General features: G+C 70.0%; 16 protein-coding genes and 1 pseudogene. 10 read left to right on the top strand and 7 right to left on the bottom strand.

Annotated elements, in window-relative coordinates; all coding sequences use genetic code 11:
* Both ACFT7S_RS18005 and ACFT7S_RS18010 read right to left on the bottom strand, forming a co-directional pair.
* Positions 1 to 357, bottom strand: a pseudogene (locus tag ACFT7S_RS18005) (hypothetical protein); the annotation flags it as partial.
* A gap of 362 nt (positions 358 to 719) precedes the next feature.
* A complete protein-coding gene (locus ACFT7S_RS18010) occupies positions 720 to 1,607 on the bottom strand; it encodes a DUF2510 domain-containing protein (protein WP_382732675.1) in 888 nt (295 codons plus the stop codon).
* Positions 1,608 to 1,857: 250 nt separating this feature from the next.
* Between ACFT7S_RS18010 and ACFT7S_RS18015 the strand changes: the two genes are divergently transcribed.
* From ACFT7S_RS18015 to ACFT7S_RS18030, 4 genes are all read left to right on the top strand, one after another.
* The gene (locus ACFT7S_RS18015; RefSeq protein WP_382732677.1) at positions 1,858 to 2,595 is read left to right on the top strand and encodes a FadR/GntR family transcriptional regulator; all 738 of its coding nucleotides are present in this window, start codon (positions 1,858 to 1,860) and stop codon (positions 2,593 to 2,595) included.
* Between the two features lie 125 nt (positions 2,596 to 2,720).
* Positions 2,721 to 3,488 carry a (Fe-S)-binding protein gene (locus ACFT7S_RS18020; protein ID WP_382732679.1) on the top strand — a complete coding sequence of 256 codons (768 nt, stop codon included), beginning with the start codon at positions 2,721 to 2,723 and terminating at the stop codon, positions 3,486 to 3,488.
* Positions 3,485 to 5,020 carry a LutB/LldF family L-lactate oxidation iron-sulfur protein gene (locus ACFT7S_RS18025; RefSeq protein ID WP_382732681.1) on the top strand — a complete coding sequence of 512 codons (1,536 nt, stop codon included), beginning with the start codon at positions 3,485 to 3,487 and terminating at the stop codon, positions 5,018 to 5,020. Before ACFT7S_RS18020 ends, ACFT7S_RS18025 begins: the two co-directional genes overlap by 4 nt.
* The gene (locus ACFT7S_RS18030; RefSeq protein ID WP_382732683.1) at positions 5,017 to 5,661 is read left to right on the top strand and encodes a lactate utilization protein C; all 645 of its coding nucleotides are present in this window, start codon (positions 5,017 to 5,019) and stop codon (positions 5,659 to 5,661) included. The genes ACFT7S_RS18025 and ACFT7S_RS18030 overlap by 4 nt, the downstream gene beginning before the upstream one ends.
* A gap of 59 nt (positions 5,662 to 5,720) precedes the next feature.
* Here the strand turns inward: ACFT7S_RS18030 and ACFT7S_RS18035 are convergent, their stop codons facing one another.
* On the bottom strand, positions 5,721 to 7,607 hold the full coding sequence (locus ACFT7S_RS18035) for a DUF2264 domain-containing protein (protein WP_382732685.1): 1,887 nt from the start codon (positions 7,605 to 7,607) through the stop codon (positions 5,721 to 5,723).
* Between the two features lie 224 nt (positions 7,608 to 7,831).
* On the opposite strand from ACFT7S_RS18035, the gene ACFT7S_RS18040 reads away from it, so the two are divergent.
* Positions 7,832 to 8,605, top strand: coding sequence for a sulfite exporter TauE/SafE family protein (locus ACFT7S_RS18040; protein WP_382732687.1), 774 nt, complete (start codon positions 7,832 to 7,834; stop codon positions 8,603 to 8,605).
* Positions 8,606 to 8,637: 32 nt separating this feature from the next.
* Here the strand turns inward: ACFT7S_RS18040 and ACFT7S_RS18045 are convergent, their stop codons facing one another.
* Together ACFT7S_RS18045 and ACFT7S_RS18050 are read right to left on the bottom strand one after the other, a co-directional pair.
* Positions 8,638 to 10,167, bottom strand: coding sequence for an amino acid permease (locus tag ACFT7S_RS18045; RefSeq protein ID WP_382732689.1), 1,530 nt, complete (start codon positions 10,165 to 10,167; stop codon positions 8,638 to 8,640).
* Between the two features lie 61 nt (positions 10,168 to 10,228).
* Positions 10,229 to 11,236, bottom strand: coding sequence for a hypothetical protein (locus ACFT7S_RS18050; RefSeq protein WP_382732691.1), 1,008 nt, complete (start codon positions 11,234 to 11,236; stop codon positions 10,229 to 10,231).
* A 363-nt stretch (positions 11,237 to 11,599) separates the two neighbouring features.
* On the opposite strand from ACFT7S_RS18050, the gene ACFT7S_RS18055 reads away from it, so the two are divergent.
* Genes ACFT7S_RS18055 through ACFT7S_RS18065 form a run of 3 tightly spaced genes read left to right on the top strand, consistent with a single transcriptional unit; the run spans position 11,600 to position 15,764 of the window.
* Entirely contained in the window at positions 11,600 to 13,033 is a 1,434-nt protein-coding gene (locus tag ACFT7S_RS18055; RefSeq protein ID WP_382732693.1) for an FGGY family carbohydrate kinase, read from the top strand.
* Complete coding sequence (locus tag ACFT7S_RS18060) at positions 13,030 to 14,508, top strand: NAD(P)/FAD-dependent oxidoreductase (RefSeq protein ID WP_382732695.1); 1,479 nt, start codon at positions 13,030 to 13,032, stop codon at positions 14,506 to 14,508. The genes ACFT7S_RS18055 and ACFT7S_RS18060 overlap by 4 nt, the downstream gene beginning before the upstream one ends.
* Complete coding sequence (locus tag ACFT7S_RS18065; RefSeq protein ID WP_382732697.1) at positions 14,505 to 15,764, top strand: FAD-dependent oxidoreductase; 1,260 nt, start codon at positions 14,505 to 14,507, stop codon at positions 15,762 to 15,764. The genes ACFT7S_RS18060 and ACFT7S_RS18065 overlap by 4 nt, the downstream gene beginning before the upstream one ends.
* Here ACFT7S_RS18065 and ACFT7S_RS18070 read toward each other — a convergent pair.
* Complete coding sequence (locus tag ACFT7S_RS18070) at positions 15,751 to 16,428, bottom strand: TetR/AcrR family transcriptional regulator (protein WP_382732699.1); 678 nt, start codon at positions 16,426 to 16,428, stop codon at positions 15,751 to 15,753. The genes ACFT7S_RS18065 and ACFT7S_RS18070 overlap by 14 nt on opposite strands.
* 164 nt (positions 16,429 to 16,592) lie before the next feature.
* Here ACFT7S_RS18070 and ACFT7S_RS18075 point away from each other — a divergent pair, with 164 nt between their 5' ends.
* Positions 16,593 to 17,324, top strand: coding sequence for an NAD(P)-dependent oxidoreductase (locus ACFT7S_RS18075; RefSeq protein WP_382732701.1), 732 nt, complete (start codon positions 16,593 to 16,595; stop codon positions 17,322 to 17,324).
* Positions 17,325 to 17,421: 97 nt separating this feature from the next.
* Here ACFT7S_RS18075 and ACFT7S_RS18080 read toward each other — a convergent pair whose 3' ends face one another.
* Positions 17,422 to 18,000, bottom strand: coding sequence for a TetR/AcrR family transcriptional regulator (locus ACFT7S_RS18080; RefSeq protein ID WP_382732702.1), 579 nt, complete (start codon positions 17,998 to 18,000; stop codon positions 17,422 to 17,424).
* Positions 18,001 to 18,051: 51 nt separating this feature from the next.
* Here ACFT7S_RS18080 and ACFT7S_RS18085 point away from each other — a divergent pair, with 51 nt between their 5' ends.
* Positions 18,052 to 18,591, top strand: coding sequence for a GNAT family N-acetyltransferase (locus ACFT7S_RS18085; protein ID WP_382732704.1), 540 nt, complete (start codon positions 18,052 to 18,054; stop codon positions 18,589 to 18,591).
* Positions 18,592 to 19,121: the final 530 nt, after the last annotated feature.

The following is a 19,121-nucleotide window of genomic DNA, read 5'->3' on the forward strand; positions in this document are numbered from 1 at the left end:
GCGGTCGCTGTCCTTGTTGTGGTCGTCGGCGGTGGTGAGGGAGAGGGCGCCGCCGCCGGTGTGGACGCCGCCGTTCGGCTTGTCCTTGGTCCAGGATTCGGGCTTCTCGCGGTCGCTGTCCTTGTTGTGGTCGTCGGCGGTGGTGAGGGAGAGGGCGCCGCCGCCGGTGTGGACGCCGCCGTTCGGCTTGTCCTTGGTCCAGGACTCGGGCTTCTCGCGGTCGCTGTTGTTGCTCGAGGAGGAACCGCTGTCCTTGTTCCAGTCGTCGGCCGAGGTCACGGCATAGGCGGCGGGAGCGGTGACCGCGAGGACTGCCGTGACGGCAGCCGATGCGAACAGGGTGCGGGCAGAGCGCATGGGGCACATTCCTTTCGCCGCGACTGCGAAGGCCGACACTTCGTCGGCTCATGGGATCGCAGGGGCGACATGACCCACCGTCAGCCAGACTCCGGCTCCGCGCCACCGGAGAGCTCCGCATGGGGGGTACGCCATGGGCTCTTCGTGTGACAGCAGGGACCGATTCACCCGTTGGGCGGCACGCTACGCCGAAGCGAGGTTTCATCCGTCGCTGGAGCACCAATCCGCTGACGGCGTCTGAGTCCCGGATCGGCACTGGGCCGGCCCCCGATTCTCCTGAGGCGCAGATCAGAGGCCGTACCGGAGAAATCCGATACGGCCTCTGATGCGTCAGGGCAGTCCTCTCGGGGTGCCGCTCGCCGCTACGCGGTCTGGCCGGGGCCGGCCGTCGAGGCGGCCTTGATGCCCTTCGTGATGTCGTCCAGCACCGCGAGCTTCGGCGCCTTGGTGTTGATGTCGAACCCGGACCGGATGACGACCAGCATGTCCTTGGTCGTGGGGGAGGGGAAGGCCAGGGACTCGACGTATCCGTCGTCGCCCCTCTTCGTCACCACCTTCCAGCGCACCAGGTAGCCCTTCTGGCCGGCCACGGTGACCGGTGCGGACTTGAGCGTCTCGTGGGAGGTGATCCCTCCGTAGATCTTCTCGCCGTACGATTCCTGGGCGTTGGCCGCGATGTCCTTCTTCGCCGCGGCTTCCGCCGTGGCCGCGTCGAGCTCCAGGGCCGGCGCCGGGGCGGAGAACACTCCGCCGCGCACGCATTTCTGGCTTGCGTCGCCGGGGCAGGCGTACTCGCCGGTGGTCAGCCCGGCGCCGACGGTTCCCGATTCTCCGGTCCAGCCGTCGGGCACCGGGAGGCTGATACCGCTGGCCAGGTCCGTCGCGTATCCCTCTTCGGTCTGCGGGACCGGCTGTTCGGGAGCCTTGCTGCCGCCGCCTTCGTCCTCGCCGCCATTCGGTGCACCGGGCCGGTCGGGTGCGCCGGAGGGCGGGGTGGAGGGGGTGGCGGCGGTGCCCTTCTTGTCGCTGGAGTCGTGCCCCAGCAGAAATGCGCCGCCTCCGACGGCGGCGAGCAGCACCATGCCGGCAGCGATGCCGGCGCCGATGCGTATCCGGCGGCGCCGGACCGTCGCGGGCGGTATGCGGAGCTGGTCCGTCCAGCGGCTCCCGTCCCACCAGCGTTCCTGGGCGGGGCCGATTCCTGAATGCCCGGGGTCTGGATGCCAGCCGGGCGGGCTCATCTGGGTCACGGTGTGCACATTAAACGGACAGCGTGAGAATCACATGAATTGGGGGCGGCGGCGCGGGGGAGTGGGCGGTAGGAGTAACTCCGCGCACATCTGGACGACTTGATCGGAGAGGGGAGGTCGTAGGGCGGTCGCGTCCGGCATGGGGCACGGGGTGTGGGCGTGTCCGCGTGGGTGTATGTGCTTTGGTCCGACCACACGGCCTGTGTGACATAGTCGGATCATGCGTATCGCCCGGACCAGGGAGTAGTGGATGCCCGTCGAGTGGCAACCCGTACGACAGTCCCGCACCCACGAACTCGTGCTCCAGAGCATTGAGGAGCGGGTGTTCGCCGGAGAGCTCAAGGCGGGCGACCGGCTGCCGCCCGAGCGGGAACTGGCACCGGTGCTCGGCGTCAGCCGGTCCGCGCTGCGCGAGGCGCTCCGGGTGCTGGAGACCATCGGTGTGCTGGTCGCCCAGCCCGGGCGGGGGCCGGATTCCGGCGCGCGGATCGTACGTAACCCGGATCACGCCCTGGGACGGTTGTTGCGCCTCCACTTCGCACTCGGAAGCTACAGCCTGCACGACGTGCTGGAGGCCCGGGTCGTGCTGGAGCGGTCGAGCTTCGAGGCCGCCGCGCAGCACGCCTCCGCCGAGGATCTCGACCAGGCGGAGGAGCTGCTCGTACGGATGGGGGAGCCGGATGTCGGCGTGTCCGAGTTCAACGACCTGGACACCCGCTTTCATGTCCTGATCGCGCGCAGCTCCGGAAACGAGCTGACCTCCACACTCACTTCCGCGGTGCGGGAATCGGTCCGTCCGCTGATCCTGCGAGCGCTGGAGGAGACCGGGGACTGGCCAGCCATGGCCGGTGCGCTCAATGCCCAGCACATGAAGTTGTTGCGGCTGGTGCGCGAGGGGCGGGGTGGCGAGGCGGCGGACCTGGTCGAGGAACACATCCGGGGCCTGCACGGGACCCTCGTCAACGAGAACCCCGAGAACGCCGAATAGGCAGGAACAGGCGGGGATGAGCGGGGACGGTGCCGGGTGCGCCGTCCCCGCTTTCGTGTCCCCACGCTTCCTCACTCGGACGGAGGCTAGTATGGTCCGACCATACAAACGACCGGGGAGGCCCCATGCGCATCGGACTCTTCGCCACCTGTCTGGGAGACACGCTCTTCCCCGAGGCGGTGAAATCCACCGCGATCCTGCTCGCCCGCCTGGGCCACGACGTGGTGTTCCCGCCGGAGCAGACCTGCTGCGGCCAGATGCACGTCAACACCGGCTACCAGCGCGAGCCAGTCCCGCTGGTGCGCAACTTCGCCGACCAGTTCGGTGACGCCTCCATCGAAGCGGTGGTCATGCCGTCGGGGTCGTGCGCGGGCTCGGTCCGCCATCAGCACGAGATCATCGCCGAGCGGTACGGCGACGCCGCCCTGCGCGCAGGAGTCGCCACTGTCAAGGCCAAGACGTACGAACTCTCGGAGTTCCTCGTCGACATCCTCGACGTCTCCTCGGTCGGCGCCCACTTCCCGTACCGCGTCACCTACCACCCCACCTGTCACTCCCTGCGGATGCTCCGGGTCGGTGACAAGCCGCTACGGCTGTTGCGCGCCGTCGACTCCATCGACCTCGTCGAGCTCCCCGAAGCGGACTCCTGCTGCGGGTTCGGCGGCACCTTCGCCGTCAAGAACGCCGAGACCTCCACCGCGATGCTGCAGGACAAGATGCGCGCCATCGCCACCACCGCGGCCGATGTCTGCACCGCGGGCGACTCCTCCTGCCTGATGCACATCGGCGGCGGACTCTCCCGTATCAAGGCGGGCACGCGCACCCTGCACCTCGCGCAGATCCTCGCCTCCACCCGCACCTCGCCGTACGTCCTGACGGAGGTCGCCGCATGAGTACGTTTCTCGGCATGCCCGCCACCCCGCCCCGCTCCCCGTACGGGACGGGCAATCTGCGCGGCGAGCGGAAGTTCCCCGAGGCGGCCCATGACGAGCTGCGCAACGAACAGCTGCGCCGCAACCTCGGCAGGGCCACCCACACCATCCGGGCCAAACGCCTCAACGTCACCGGTGAACTCCCCGACTGGGAGGAGCTGCGCGATGCGGGCGCCGCCATCAAGACCGACACCATGAACCGGCTGCCCGAGCTCCTGGAACAACTGGAGCGGAAAGTCACCGAGCGCGGCGGCACGGTCCACTGGGCACGCGACGGCGACGAGGCCAACGCGATCGTCGCCCGGCTGATCCAGGAGACGGGCAGCAGCGACGTCATCAAGATCAAGTCGATGGCCACCCAGGAGATCGGCCTCAACGAACACCTGGAATCGATCGGCATCACCCCGTACGAGACCGACCTGGCCGAACTCATCGTGCAGCTCGCCCACGACAAGCCCTCGCACATCCTGGTGCCCGCGATCCACCGCAACCGCGACGAGATCCGGCAGATCTTCCTCGACGAGATCCCCGGCGTCGACCCGGGGCTCGACAACGTGCCCGCCCACCTCGCCGCAGCCGCCCGCGCCTATCTGCGCGAGAAGTTCATGACGACGAAGGTGGCCGTCTCCGGCGCCAACTTCGGTATCGCCGAGACCGGCACCCTGTCCGTGGTCGAGTCCGAGGGCAACGGCCGGATGTGTCTGACCCTGCCCGACACCCTCATCACCGTCATGGGTATCGAGAAGGTGCTGCCGCGCTTCCAGGACCTCGAAGTCTTCCTCCAGTTGCTGCCGCGCTCCTCGACCGGCGAGCGCATGAACCCGTACACCTCGATGTGGACCGGAGTGACAGCCGGCGACGGACCGCAGGACTTCCATCTGATCCTGCTCGACAACGGACGCACCGCCGCGCTCGCCGACAGGATCGGCCGCGAGGCGCTCAACTGCATCCGCTGCTCGGCCTGTCTCAATGTCTGTCCGGTGTACGAGAGGGCCGGCGGGCACGCGTACGGCTCGACCTACCCCGGCCCGATCGGCGCGGTCCTCACCCCGCAGCTCGCCGGGATGCACGCGGCCAAGAACGACCCCAACAGCTCGCTCCCGTACGCCTCCAGCCTCTGCGGTGCCTGCTTCGACGCCTGCCCGGTGAAGATCGACATTCCCTCGCTGCTCGTCGAACTGCGCCATCAGAACACCGAGGAGTCCGGTACGACGGCGGAGAAGCTCGCCATGAAGGCCGCGGCCGGCGTGATGAAACGGCCGAAGCTGTTCACGGCCGCTCAGAAGGCTTCCGGTATCGGCCGTGCCGTCGCCGGACGGGACGGCACGATCTCCCGTCTGCCGGCCCCGTTCAACGGCTGGAGCGACAGCCGGGACACCCCGGCCCCGCCCAAGCAGACCTTCCGCTCCTGGCTGGCATCCGACGAAGGCGCCGCCACGATGCGCGCAGCCACCGACGAGTACACCAATTCCGTTGAGGAGAACGAGAAGTGACTGCTCCTCAGGCGAGCGCCCGGGAAACCGTCCTCGGCCGTGTCCGCGACGCCCTCGCCTTGGCCCCCCTGCCCGAGACCGCCATCCCGCGCGCCTACCGCACCGGACGCACACTCCCCGACGACGAACGCCTCGCCCTTCTGACCCACCGGCTCGTCGACTACAAGGCGCAGGTGCACACCTGCACCGCCGACCGTACCGCCGAGGTCGTCGCCGACGTGCTGCGCGAGCTCGGCGCCCGGCGGATCGGCGTGCCGGACGGGCTCGACGAGGGGTGGCTAAGCCGCTACGACGGAGAGGTCCAGCAGGACTCCGCCGACATCCCCGCGCCGAGCCTCGACGCGCTGGACGGTGTGGTCACGGCTTCCACGGTCAGCTGCGCCGAGACCGGCACGATCTTCCTCGACGGCTCGCCCGGCCAGGGCCGCCGGGCGCTCTCCCTCGTCCCCGACCTCCATGTGTGCGTCGTCGACCTCTCGACGGTCGAGGCCGGAGTGCCGGAAGCGGTCGCCCGGCTGGTGCCGGAACGGCCGACCACGCTGATCAGCGGACCTTCCGCCACCTCGGACATCGAACTGGAGCGGGTCGAGGGTGTGCATGGCCCCCGCACGCTTGTGGTCGTGATCCGCACGGACGTGTAGCGCGGTGAGCCCGCCCGGAGGCCGGGAGAACCGGCAACCGGACGGGCTCGACCGACTGCTCAGCCGTGTGTGACCGACAGCGGTTCGAAGTCGATACGTGTCGTGGACCCGTCGTCCGCCCAGTCGGCCTCGATCCGGCTGCCGTCGACACGCACCCGGCTCACCACCGCCGGGAGCGGGTCCGGATCGCTCTGTCCGGTGAGCGAGGCGAGGGACAGCAGGATCACCGTGCCCTCCGCGTCCGCGGCCAGCCGCGGCATCACCGCCCAGTTGGTGTACGCCGTGCCCTGCGGAGCCCGTACCTCCTCGCGCGTCCCCCAGCCGTGCAGGCCGTGCAGCGCGGACGTCAGCGCGTCGTCGCGGCCCGTCGCCCACCCCGTCTGCTCGACCCGTGACCCTGTCGGCACACCGAGGACGCGGTGGGCCCGGAGCTCGTAACGGCCCCGGACCACGGTCACGCTCTCCACCCGCATCCCCGGCACCATCGGCGCACCCGAGGTGAACACCGGCAGATGCCAGGACCCGGCCCACCCCCAGCCGTCGCCCCCGCCCGTTCCCAGCGGGCGAATGCGGCGCCGGTAGCTGCGCCGACCCGCGACGACCACGGCCAGATGGTTGTCCGCCTGATTCGCTTTTGCCGTGGGGCCGGTGACGGTCGAGTAGGCCTGACGGCTGTAGAGCGGGTCCTCCTGTGCCGCCGACTCGCCCTCGTGCGGCCGGACATGGTCGCTGCCGTGGTTGTGCAGCCGTACGACGCCGTCCGCCCGCGTGGACTGCACGAGGAAGCCCGGAGCGGGCAGCGCCAGCACCCGGTCCGGACCCTCGCTCGGTGCCGGTTCCTCGGTGGCGGTCCACAACGGGTGACCGGCCGGTGCGAGCAGCGAGACGAAGCCCTTGGACGCCCAGTACGGCGAGGCGGGCCCCGAGTACATCTGGAGCGTCGCGTCGTGCGGTCCGTGCCAGCCCAGGCTCAACAGTCCGTCCTCGCCCACCGCGCCCCGGTCCAGGAAGTAGCGCAGCGACCCGCTGATCAGTCGGCGCGAGGCGCCGGGGGAGAGCGGGGTGTGTCCGGTGAGGGCGCCGAGTCCGACGGCGGAACCGGCCGCGAAGCGGTACGAGAGCGACCGTCCGAAGTGGATCGGCGCCCCGTCCGAGCCGAACAGCAGCGACAGCCCGTCGAGATGCTCGCGCAGCCGCTCGCCGTAGTGCGCGGACAGTTCCGTGTCGCCCGCCAGATGCGCGTGCAGCATCGGATACAGGTGCAGGGCCCAGCCGTTGTAGTGGTCGAAGGCGCGGCCGTCACCATCGGCGTACCAGCCGTCGCCGCGGTACCAGCCCTCCATCAGCTCGTGCGCCCGGTCCAGCGCGCGGGCCGTCTCCGCGTCGCCGCGGCCGACCGACTCCAGGAATCCGGCGACGGCGTGCGGGAAGAGGTACCAGTTGTTGGGGGACGGCGTGTGCCGCAGCGCCCCGCGCAGCCATTCCTCCGCCCGGTCCTGCACTCCGGCGTCCAGCCGGTCCCACAGCCAGGGCCTGGTGAGCCGCAGCCCGATGGCGACGGATGCCGACTCCACCATCGGCTGACCCTGCACATGGTGCTCCAGGATCAGCGGCCAGGACTCGGTGTCGTCGCGGCCCGGCGTCCGCGTACCCGCGGCGAGCCCGTCCGCGTACCGGTCGAGCCAGCCGTGCGGATCCTTGCCCTCCGCGCCCGCGACCCGGAAGCCGGCGGCGAGGAACGTACGGGCGTATCCCTCCAGTCCGTCGGAGCGGACACCGGAGGAGGACGGCCGGCCCGGGAGGTCGAGGAGGGCACGTCCGGGTGTGGCCCACCGCCAGGCCGCGTCGAGCAGACCGTCCGCGGTGGCTTCCCAGTGCGCCCGGGTGTAACCGGTGTACGGGCTTGTTTCGCGGTCTTCGGCGGGGAATGCAAACGGGAGGGTCATTCGGGGGCGCAGCCTTTCTCGGGACACCCGAATCCTGATCGGTCGATCGGTGAGGGGTCAATAGATCACTCAGAAGAAGATCAAATCGATCAATCGATCAAAGAGGCCGAGGGGGGCCTTCGTGCCGTCCGGCGGTCTCTGTGCCGACCGCCCTGCCCCGCGAGCGACCACGGAGTGACACGACCGGCCGCCGAAGAGCGGCGATGTCTACCATCTGATCCGGCATGGACACTCTCACCCTGTGGCAACTGGCCGCCCTCGCGGCGGCATCCACCCTCGTAGGCTTCTCCAAGACCGCCGTCAGCGGAGCCAATACGATCAGCCTCGCCGTCTTCGCGGCCGTGCTCCCGGCCCGCGAATCGACCGGAGTGCTGCTCCCGATCCTGATCGCCGGTGACCTCCTCGCCGTGGCCGTCTACCGACGCCATGCCCACTGGCCGACACTGCTCCGGCTCTTCCCCGCCGTCGCCGTGGGCGTCGTGGCGGGAACCCTCTTCATGATGTGGGCCGGCGACGAGGCGGTACGGACCTCGATCGGCGCGATCCTGCTCTTCATGTCGGGCGTCACCATCTGGCGCCGGCGCAGCGGCGGGAGCGGTGCGAAAGCGACGGGGGACGAGCCGGCCGGGGGCCTGTCGCGCGCCGCACGATTCAAGGCCCGGAGCTATGGGGCACTCGGCGGATTCACGACCATGGTCGCCAACGCGGGCGGTCCCGTCATGTCCCTCTATCTGCTCTCCGCCGGATTCCGGAAGCTCGGTTTTCTTGGCACATCGGCCTGGTTCTTCCTGATCGTCAACGTGGCCAAGGTGCCGTTCAGCGTGGGTCTCGGTCTCATTGACGCGCACTCGTTGCTGCTGGACGCCTGCATGGTGCTCTTCGTCGTGCCGGGTGCCTACGTCGGCCGCAAGTGCGTGGACCGGATCAATCAAACGCTCTTCGAGCGGATCGTCCTCGGGGCCACCGTGCTGGGCGGGCTCCACCTGCTGCTGCGCTGAAGGAGCCCGCCCGGACGGAAGCGATCCGTGGGTCAGACGATGCCCTCGGCGATCTCCGCCTGCTCGCGGGCGGTCCCGTACGCCTTCGGAGTCCCGTACGAACGACGTGCGACGAACCACCACACGGTGGCCAGGACCAGCACGGTGACCAGGGCGATCGACGCGTAGTTCATCGACTCCATCGTCACCGGAGCCGACTGCGGGAGCAGGAACAGTACGGACACGATGCCGACCCAGACCACGGCGATCCAGCCGATCGGCTTGGACCAGCGGCCCAGATGCCACGGGCCGCGCTCGAATCGGTCCCCGGCCCGCAGCTTCAGGTAGATGGGGATGGCGTAGGCGGGCGTGATGCCGATGACGTTGATCGCCGTCACCGCCCCGTACGCGGTCGCGGAGTACAGCGACGGCACGGCGAGGAGCGCGGCGACACAGACGGACAGCCACACGGCCGGGACGGGCGTCTGGGTGCGCGCGCTCACCTTGCGCCACAGGGCCGAGCCCGGCAGCGCGTTGTCGCGGCTGAACGCGAAGACCATCCGGCTGGCGGCGGCGACTTCGGCGTTTCCGCAGAACAGCTGGGCGGCGATCACGATGAGCAGCATGGCCGTGGCGCCTGCCGTGCCCAGGGCGTCGATCAGGATCTGCGCGGGCGGCACCCCCGTCGCACTGTTCTGCGTGCCCGCGTAGTCCTGGATGGCGAAGGTCAGACCGGCGAGCAGGACGAAACCGGCCACCCAGGACACCCAGATCGCCCGGACGATGCCCTTGGCCGCCGTGACGGACGCGTTGGACGTCTCCTCGGACAGATGCGCGGAGGCGTCGTAACCACTGAATGTGTACTGGGCCAGCAGCAGCCCGATCGCCGCCACGTACAGCGGGTTCTCCCAGCCGGTGTCATTGACGAACTCGGTGAAGACGAAGGACGGCGACTGGTGGTCGGACGGCACGATCGCCAGCACGCTCACGATCACGGCGACACCCGCCAGATGCCACCACACGCTGATCGAGTTCAGCACGCTCACGAGTCGCACCCCGAACAGGTTCAGCACGGCGTGCAGCAGCAGGATGCAGAGGAAAATGACCATCGTGGAGCCGGGTGTCGGATCGAAACCCCACTGGAGGTTGAGCAGCGCTCCGGTGAACAGGGCGGCGCCGTAGTCGATACCGGCGATCGCGCCCAGCAGCCCGAGCAGATTCAGCCAGCCGGTGTACCAGCCCCACTTGCGGCCGCCGAGCCGGTCGGCCATGTAGTACAGCGCCCCGGACGTCGGGTAGGCGCTGGTGACCTCGGCCAGAGCCATGCCGACGCAGAGTACGAACAGACCGACACCGACCCAGCCCCAGAGCATCACCGACGGGCCGCCCGCGGACATGCCGAAGCCGTACAGGGTCATGCAGCCGGACAGGATCGAGATGACGGAGAAGCTGATCGCGAAGTTACCGAAGCCGCCCATGCGGCGGGCCAGTACGGGTTGGTAGCCCAGCTCGCGCAGCCGCTGTTCTTCGTCCTTGGGGGGTTCCTCCGGTGAGCTCGACCGGGTCTGGGCGGGTATGGACATGGAGAATTCCTCCGGTGGGGGGACGGGACGGGGGACGGTGACGGAAAGGCATCTCGCGGGCTCAGCCGCGCGGGCCGGGGCCGGGATCGGATGCGGCGGTGAGACATCTGCCGCGGGCCCGCAGGAACACCTCCTCGGCCTCCGCGGGGTCGCCGGGAGTCCGGGTGCGGTACGCCCACGGGACCGATGTGTAGTACGGGCCGAGAGCCCGGAACACCGGGGCGGCGTCGGTGAATTGGAGTGAGCCCCACAGCGCGTGCGCCAGGTGGTTGAGGTCGAGGAGCGACCGGGCGGCGGGCTCCGTGCGGTGGAACCACAGATGCAGGGCCCGCTGGGCGTCCCGTTCGCCGTCCTCGGTGACCCAGTGGAGATCGAGCGCCTTCTCGTGGCCGTGCTCGCGGCGGTAGCGCTCCACCCTCACATACAGCGGAAGCACGTGGAGTGCGGAGCCGTCGGGTGCCGAAGAAGCCGCCCACTGGGCGAAGTCGACCGCCTCCGACAGAGTTCCGGCGGCCCGGCGCGCGTACACGAACTGGAGCATCCGGTGGTACGTCTCGCGGTTGTACGGATCTCGCTTGTCCGCCTCCGCGAGCAGACCCCAGGGGCCGGGGAAGAGCATCGGCCCCGGCGGCGGCAGCCGGTGTTCCTTCAGTCGCTGCCGTTCGTCGAGCTGGGCGAGGGCGAGCAGACAGATCCACGGCACCGGGTCCGGGGGAGTGGCATGTGCGGCGGACCGGCAGCCCTCCCACGCCTCCTGCCACAACTCCTGGGACCGGCAGTGTCCTTCGCGGTAGGCGCGGACCGCCCGCTCGACGGCGATCCGGGCATGCATGACGGTGGCGGCGACGCTCAGAGGCTCCTCGGCCTGCCAGGCATCGACGGCATCGGAGCCGGCGGCCGCGGTCGCGAGCACCTGGGTCCGCTGGGTCCACAGCGCCCAGTCGGGCGTGCTCTCCAGCAGATCGCGCATGGAAAGCCAGCGGCCGGCCCGCAGTTCCTGTAACGCCCCGCGCAGACCGTGGTCGTGCCCGGCGGGGTGGTAGACCGGCCGGAATTCACTGGGGGCCATCGGCTCGCCCCGCCCCGGTACGACCTGACGGGGCAAGGCGATGCGCCGGACATCGGGGTAAGGGGCACGGTCTGCTCGTCATGAATCCTCAAGGCGTGGGGGGTCGGCCTGGCTTCGGGCAGCGAACTGCCCGGGAGCGTCCGCTTGTTGCTCGGCGCCCGAGCATGGAGCCGGTCGGGCGCTCCTTGGGGCGGACTCCCGGATCTTAAAGGGTCCGGCGCCCAAGTCGCCTGCCACCCTGGGAAGTTGCCCAAGATCGAGGGTCCTTCCATCCAGGGTTGACGTAAGTCGTGGTCTGCACAATTCTGTGTGCGGACGGCCAGTGATCACGATTGCGGCGGATTGCGTACGACTGGAGTGGTGATGACAGGCCCGGTGCTCGCTGTCGACCAGGGGACCTCCGGCACCAAGGCGCTGGTGATCTGCCCGGAGCGTGGCGTGATCGGTTCCGGTTCGGCTCCGGTGCGGCCCCGCTACGGCGTCGGGGGAGTGGTCGAGACGGACCCCGCCGAGCTGCTCGGCTCGGTCCTCGACGCCGGTCGACAGGCGCTGCATGAGGCGGCCGAACCTGTCTGCGCCGTGGGCCTCGCCAACCAGGGCGAAACGGTCCTCGCCTGGGACCCCGCCACCGGCCGCCCGCTCACCGAAGCCATCGTCTGGCAGGACCGGCGCGCACAAGCGCTCTGCGACGAACTCGTAGCCCGTGGACCGGAGCTACGCCACCTCACCGGACTGCCGCTCGATCCGTACTTCGCCGCTCCCAAAATGGCCTGGATACGGCGCGAACTGACCCGCGAAGGAGTCGTCACCACCAGCGACTCCTGGCTTGTCCACCAACTGACCGGGGCCTTTGTCACGGACGCGTCCACCGCCGGGCGCACCCAGCTCCTCGACCTGGACCGGGTCGACTGGTCGCCCACAGCACTGGAGATCTTCGGCCTCTCCGGGGAACGGCTCCCGTCCGTCGTCGACGCCGACGGACCGGTCGGAACCACCACCGCGTTCGGCGCCGACATCCCGCTGACCGGCCTCCTCGTCGACCAGCAGGCCGCCCTCCTGGCCCAGCACGCGCTGGACCCGGGCACCGCCAAATGCACATACGGCACCGGGGCCTTCCTCCTCGCCCAGACCGGGCCCGCACCACGCCGTGGCTCCTCCGGCCTCGTCAGCTGCGTCGCCTGGCGGCTCGCCGGCCGCACGAGTTACTGCCTCGACGGGCAGGTCTACACCGCCGCGTCGGCCGTGCGCTGGCTCACCGATCTCGGAGTGATCACCGGCGCGGCCGACCTCGATCCGGTCGGCCTTTCCGTACCCGATGCCGGCGGCGTCACCTTCGTGCCGGCGCTCGCGGGCCTCGCCGCCCCCTGGTGGCGCAGCGACCTGCGCGGCTCGGTGACCGGCCTCGGCCTGGACACCACCGCCGGTCATCTGGTGCGCGCACTGTGCGAGGGCATCGCCGCCCAGGTGGCCGAACTCGCCGACGCCGCCGCCACCGACCTCGGCTCCCCCTTGTCGGTGCTGCGCGTCGACGGCGGCCTCACCCGCTCGGCGCTGCTCATGCAGACCCAGGCCGACCTGCTGCAACACCCCGTGGAAGTGTCCGCCCGCCCGGATGTCACGGCGCTCGGCGCGGGCGCCGTCGCCCGCCTCGGTCTCGACCCGCGCCTGCCGGTCAGGGAGGCCCTGCCCGCGTGGGAACCGTCGGCCCGCTACGAACCCCGGATCGGCGCAGACGAGGCGGCAACACGCCGCGCCCGTTTCCGCGCGGCGGTGAACACCCTGCTGGAGCGCACATGACCGCCGAGGCCACCGGGGCCGGAGGGCCGGCGGGCGGTGCGTACGACGTCACGATCACTCGGGCCGGAGAACTGACCGGCTCGGGTGCGTACGGCGACACGTACGGCGACACGTACGACGTCACCGTCATCGGCGCCGGAGTCGTCGGCGCGGCCATCGCCCGTGAACTGGCCCGCTACCATCTGCGTACCGCGCTCGTCGACGCCTCCCACGACATCGGCAACGGTACGTCCAAGGCCAACACCGCGATCCTGCATACCGGTTTCGACGCCGCCCCCGATTCTCTGGAAGCCCGCCTGGTCCGCGAAGGCCGGCACCTGCTGGCCGCCTACGCGGCGGAGACCGGCATCCCTGTCGAGCGGGTCGGCGCCCTCCTCATCGCCTGGGACGAAGAGCAACTGGCCATGCTCCCCAAGCTGTTGGCGAAGTCCGAACGCAACGGCTACCACGCGGCACGCATGCTCGGCGCCGAGGAACTGGCGGCGTGCGAACCGCACCTCGGTCCTGGCGTGCTGGGGGCGCTGGAAATTCCCGACGAGAGCATCATCTGCCCCTGGTCGACACCGCTCGCCTACGCCACACAGGCCGTCCGGGCAGGCGTCCACCTGCACCTCAACTGCCGTGTGCAGCACATCGCCGACGACCACGGCACCCATCTCCTCACCACCTCCAGAGGCACCCTGCGCACCCGGTACCTGGTCAACGCGGCCGGACTGTACGCCGACGAGATCGACCGGCAGTTCGGGCACGACGCCTTCACCGTGACCCCGCGCCGTGGCGAGCTCATCGTCTTCGACAAGCTCGCCCGCGATCTGGTCAGCCACATCCTCCTCCCTGTGCCCACCGCCGCAGGGAAGGGCGTCCTGGTGGCACCGACCGTCTTCGGCAATGTGCTGCTCGGCCCGACCTCCGAGGAGATCGACGACAAGAGCGCCACCGATTCCACCGCGGACGGCATCGACTTCCTCCGGGAGAAGGGCCGCCGGATTCTGCCCGCCCTGCTCGATGAAGAGGTCACCGCCGTCTACGCCGGACTGCGGGCCGCCACCGGATGCGAGGACTACCGGATTCAGGACCACCCCGCCCTGCGGTACGTCGCCGTCGGCGGCATCCGGTCCACCGGGCTCACCGCGTCCATGGCTATCGGCGCGCATGTCACCGGACTCCTCGCCGGAGCCGGACTCGCACTCGGCACGCCACGCGAGCTCCCGCCCGTCAGCCTGCCCAACCTCGGCGAAGCCTTCCCACGCCCGTACCGGAGCGCCGGCCTGATCGCCGAGGACCCCGCTTACGGCACACTCGTCTGCCACTGCGAACAGGTCACCCTGGGCGAGATCCGCGACGCCCTGCACTCCACGATTCCGCCCGGCTCCCCGGACGGCCTCCGGCGCCGCACCCGCGCCGGGAGCGGCCGCTGCCAGGGATTCACCTGCGGGGCCGCGCTCCGCGCACTGTACGAGGAGGCCCGGCCGTGACCCGGCTCGAACGGTCCGTGGACGTACTCGTCGTCGGCGGCGGACCCGCGGGTCTGGGCGCGGCGGCAGAACTCGCCGCCTCGGGCGCAGGTCACGTCGAACTCCTGGAACGCGAACCGGACGCGGGCGGAATCCCGCGCCACTGCCACCACGGCGGATTCGGCGGACGCGATACGGGAAGAGGACCGGGAGCAGGACTGAGAGGCGGAATGACCGGCCCCGCATTCGCCCGGGGCTGTGTGGCGGCGGCCATCGGAGCCGGGGCCACCCTCCGTACCGGAGTCACCGTCACGGGCTGGGACGGACCGCGCACCGCCGAGACCACGGGACCCGCCGGGCTCGAGCGGATCACCGCCCGCGCCGTCGTCCTCGCCACCGGCGCCCGCGAACGCCCGCGCAGCGCCCGCCTGATTCCCGGCAGCCGACCGGCCGGCGTCTACACCACCGGCGAACTCCAACGGGCCGTCCACGTCCACGGACAGCACATCGGCACCCGCGCGGTCGTCATCGGCAACGAGCCCGTCGGCCACGCCGCCGCGGACACCCTGCGCGCCGCCGGACTGGAGGTCGTCGCCATGGTGACCGACCAGCCCGCGTCCCCGCTGCCCGCCCTCGTATGCTCACGGGCCGGCTTCCCGCTCCTCACCGGCGCGACCGTCACCGGCCTGACCGGCCGGACCCGGCTGTCCGGAGTGGAGCTGCGCCACGACGGCGGCCGCACCAAGACCCTGCGCTGCGACACCGTCGTCTTCACCGGCGACTTCGTCCCCGAACACGAACTGGCCAGGCGAGGCGGGCTCATACTCGACCCGGGCACCCGAGGACCCGCGTACGACACCGGATACCGCACCTCGCGCAGCGGGGTGTTCGCCGTCGGGAATCTGCTGCACGCCGCGGAGAGCGCGGGCGTCGCCGCAGCCGAGGGCCGCGCCGTCGCCGGGCCCGTCCTGCGCTTCCTGACGGGCCATGACCGGCCCGCCGACCGCCTGATCCCCCTGGAGGTCGACCCCCCACTCCTCTGGGTCGCACCGAACCGCATCGCCCCGGACGCGAGCCTCCCGCTCGACGGCCGATTCGTCCTGCGCACCGGACGCCGACTGCCCCGCCCGCACCTCGTCGTCAGCCAGGACGGGCGCGAACTCCACCGGCAACGACTCCTGCTGCCCGCCCTGCCGGGCCGTCCGTTGTATGTGGGCGCGGGGTGGCTGGAGCGCATAGACCCGCACGGCACGACGGTGCGCATCACCGCTCTGTAAGCAAAAGCCTCTCCAGCCCGTCGAGGATCAGGTCGAGCCCGGGCGTGAACTCGTTCGCGTAGGCGTATCCCGGCCGGAGGGCATGATCGGTGATCATCTCGGTGAGGTGGGGATACGCATCGGCGGGCAGCTGCTCGATGATGCTCTCCGCCACGTCCTCCAGATCCTGGGACGTATCGAACGGCAGGCTCGACTCCTGCAGGACGAACCCGTAGACGTAACTGTCCAGGGTGGAGAACGCATGTGCCGCCGCCCCGATCGAGAACCCCGCGCCGCGCAGCCGCCCGATCACCCAGTCGTGGTGCCGCAGCGTCGCCGGCCCGGGGTTGCGCCGGGACTCCAGCAGCCCCAGAGCCCAGGTGTGGCGCGAGAGCACCATACGGGCGGAGGCGGCGCGCCGGCGCATGGCGGTCTTCCAGTCGGCCGCGTCATGAGGCAGCTCGATCTCGCCGAAGACCAGATTGACGATCCCGTCGAGGATCTCGTCCTTGTTGGCCACGTGGTGGTACAGCGACATCGCCTCCACCCCGAGCTGCTCGGCCACCTTGCGCATGCTCACCGAGGCGACCCCGCGCTCGTCGGCCACGCGCACGGCCGCATCGAGGACGAGTTCCCTGCTCAGGGAGCGACGGCGCTTCTGATCTGCCTTAGGGGTCGATGCCACCTGTCACCTCGTGAGTCCTGCCGACACTCTCGCCGCCGCTTCCGCTTGACGGCCTTACAACTGTAAGGATAATAGCTCTCAGCACTCCCTTACAGGTGTAAGGCAGTGGCATGGGGTGGTGACGGCCTGCCGGAACATCCGGCAGCCGTTGGAAGGGGGCACGCGTGGACACGCGACAGACACAGGAAAAGGCCGACGACCAGGGGCGGTTGAAGGTCTGCATCGTCGGAGCCTCGGGCAAACTCGGGCGGTACATGGTCCAACACGCCCTGGACCGGGGCTACGAGGTCGTGGGGGTGTGCCGCGAGCAGAGCGTCGGAAAGCTGGCGGACTTCGCGGAGCGCATCACCGTCGTCGCGGGAGCTACGGACGACCGGGAGGCCATCGGACGCGCGGTCGCCGGCTGCGACGGAGTGCTGACGGTTCTGGCCCCGTGGGGCGTCCACGGCTACTCGACCGGCACGGCCCAGGCGGTGCTCGACCACGCTCCGGCGGGGGCGCGGCTGGTGTTCTCCTGCGGCTGGCACATCACCCGCGACGGCAAGGACGTGTACTCGCTGAAACTCCGCGCCTTCCTCAAGATCTTCGGCCCGCTGGCACGGCTGATCCGCGTGGGGGACATCGACGACCAAGTGGAGGCATGCCGCCGGGTGTTCGCGAGCGACACCCGCTGGACGGTCGTACGCGGCAGCAACCTCGAAGAGGGCACAAGCCAAGGACTGCCGGTCTGGAGCCGACGCGTCGGCGACCCGGTCCTCGCCGACAACCTCACGCGCCGGATCGACTTCGCCCTGTTCATGGTGGAGGCGCTCACCGACGACGAACTGATCCGTGAGGCCCCGGCAATCGTCGGCTGCCAGACGTCCTCGGCGCGCAGGCATGCCGCGGTGGCATGACCTGCTGATGCAGGTAGTGACCGAAGACCTCCGGCAGGTGCGGCCGGAGGTCTTCGGGTTCGGCTCCGTCGGGATACGAACCCGCGACACCCGCGCGTCACTCCAACCTGGCCAGCTGCAGGTTCACCGCCGCGGTGGTGCGGGCGGCGTCGCCGGTGGCGAGCAGGTCCAGCAGTGCTCCCCGTAGGACGGCGAGCACGAGGGTGCGCTGCGCGAGTGCGGCTTCGGTGTCACGTACCGCTCCGGGCTGACAGGCGGCGAGCAGCGACAGCCAGTCTCCGACCGTGTCGCGGGCGAAGTCGGTCCACGGCCCGCCCGGGTTGATGAGGGAGCGGGCGTAGCTCTCGACCCACAGCGTCAGCAGGCCGCGGTGGGCGTCGTCCGACAGCCACCGCCACAGCCGGCGTGCGACCGACTGCAGCCCATCGGATTCGTTGCGAGAGTCGGCGACCTCCTGGACAAGCGCCAGTTCGTCGGCTCTGGCCCGCGCGAGCAGGGCGCGGATCAGGCCGTCCTTGCTGCCGAACAGGTAGAGCAGCACGCGTGGACTGGACTGGATCGCTTCGGCGAGAGGGCGCAGGGACAGCTCGCTGAGGCCGCTGCGCAGGGCATAGGCGTAGGCGGCTTCCAGTAGTTCCTGCCGACGTGGGGAGGGGTTTGTCTCGGATCGGGTCACCGGGCTAGCCTACTGAAACGATCGTTTCAGTAGGTGGGAAGTGAGATTGCCATGACGGAGCGTGAAGTGGTCGTTCGGCCGCTGGGGAAGCCCGGCGACCTGGGTTGGGTGGTACAGGCGCACGGCGAGTTCTACGACCGCGAGTTCGGCTGGGACGCGAGTTTCGAGGCCCTCGTTGCTCAGATCGTCGCGGACTACGCCAATGAGAAGAGGCCCGGGCGGCAGGCGGCGTGGATCGCGGAGGTCGACGGGGTGCGGGCCGGGTGCGTCTTCTGCGTACGCGCGGACGACCGGACCGCGAAGCTGCGGCTGCTGCTTGTCGATCCGGCGGCGCGTGGCCTGGGCCTGGGAGCCCGGCTGGTCGAGGAGTGCCTGCGGTTCGCGCGGGAGGCCGGGTACCAGGTGATCACCCTGTGGACCAACGATGTCCTTAGATCCGCCCGGAGGATCTATCGAAAGCAGGGCTTCGTACTCGTCTCGGAAGAACCCCATCACAGCTTCGGACACGACCTCGTCGCCCAGACCTGGCAGCGCGGTCTTGAGCGGGCACCCGACGGAAATCCCGAGAACGACGAAACCGTTGAGGGCTGACTGCGCCCGAGTCTCAGGCCGGGCTGACCGCGAGGACGCACGGTGCGGCTGGCAGGGCTGACCTTGCGAACCTGCGACACCCGCTTCAGGAGTGGGATCGAATCTTTGCCGGGGGTGCTCCGTCCTGCTGCATGGTGCTGTTCTGCCTGATCAGCGCCCTGCGGCGTCGCACCCCATCCGGCTCGTGACACCCTGTGCCGGACTGTCCGCTCACGCATCGTGCACGCATCTCACCGCGCTGGGTCAGGCGTTTGCGGTCCCTTCCCTCGTGAGGGGTGTTGGAGGCGCGGAGAGTTGATTGAGTTATCAGTGACGGGCTTCTCGCCGACACGTGCCCGGCGCCGCGGCAATGACGATTAGAGGGCCGGGACCGTGTGCGGACTGGCGCTGAAGCCTGGGCTTTATCCGCTTTGACGGACATTCGAGGGCGCTCGGGATCGGGCCTTCTTCCCTCGCGGCGTGGACCCGGCCTGCCGCGCTGGTCGGCGTGACGTACGTCGTGAGCGTGGAAACCCACATCCCGGAGGCGC

The sequence above is a fragment of the Streptomyces sp. NPDC057136 genome (assembly GCF_042670885.1).
Lineage (GTDB): Bacteria > Actinomycetota > Actinomycetes > Streptomycetales > Streptomycetaceae > Streptomyces.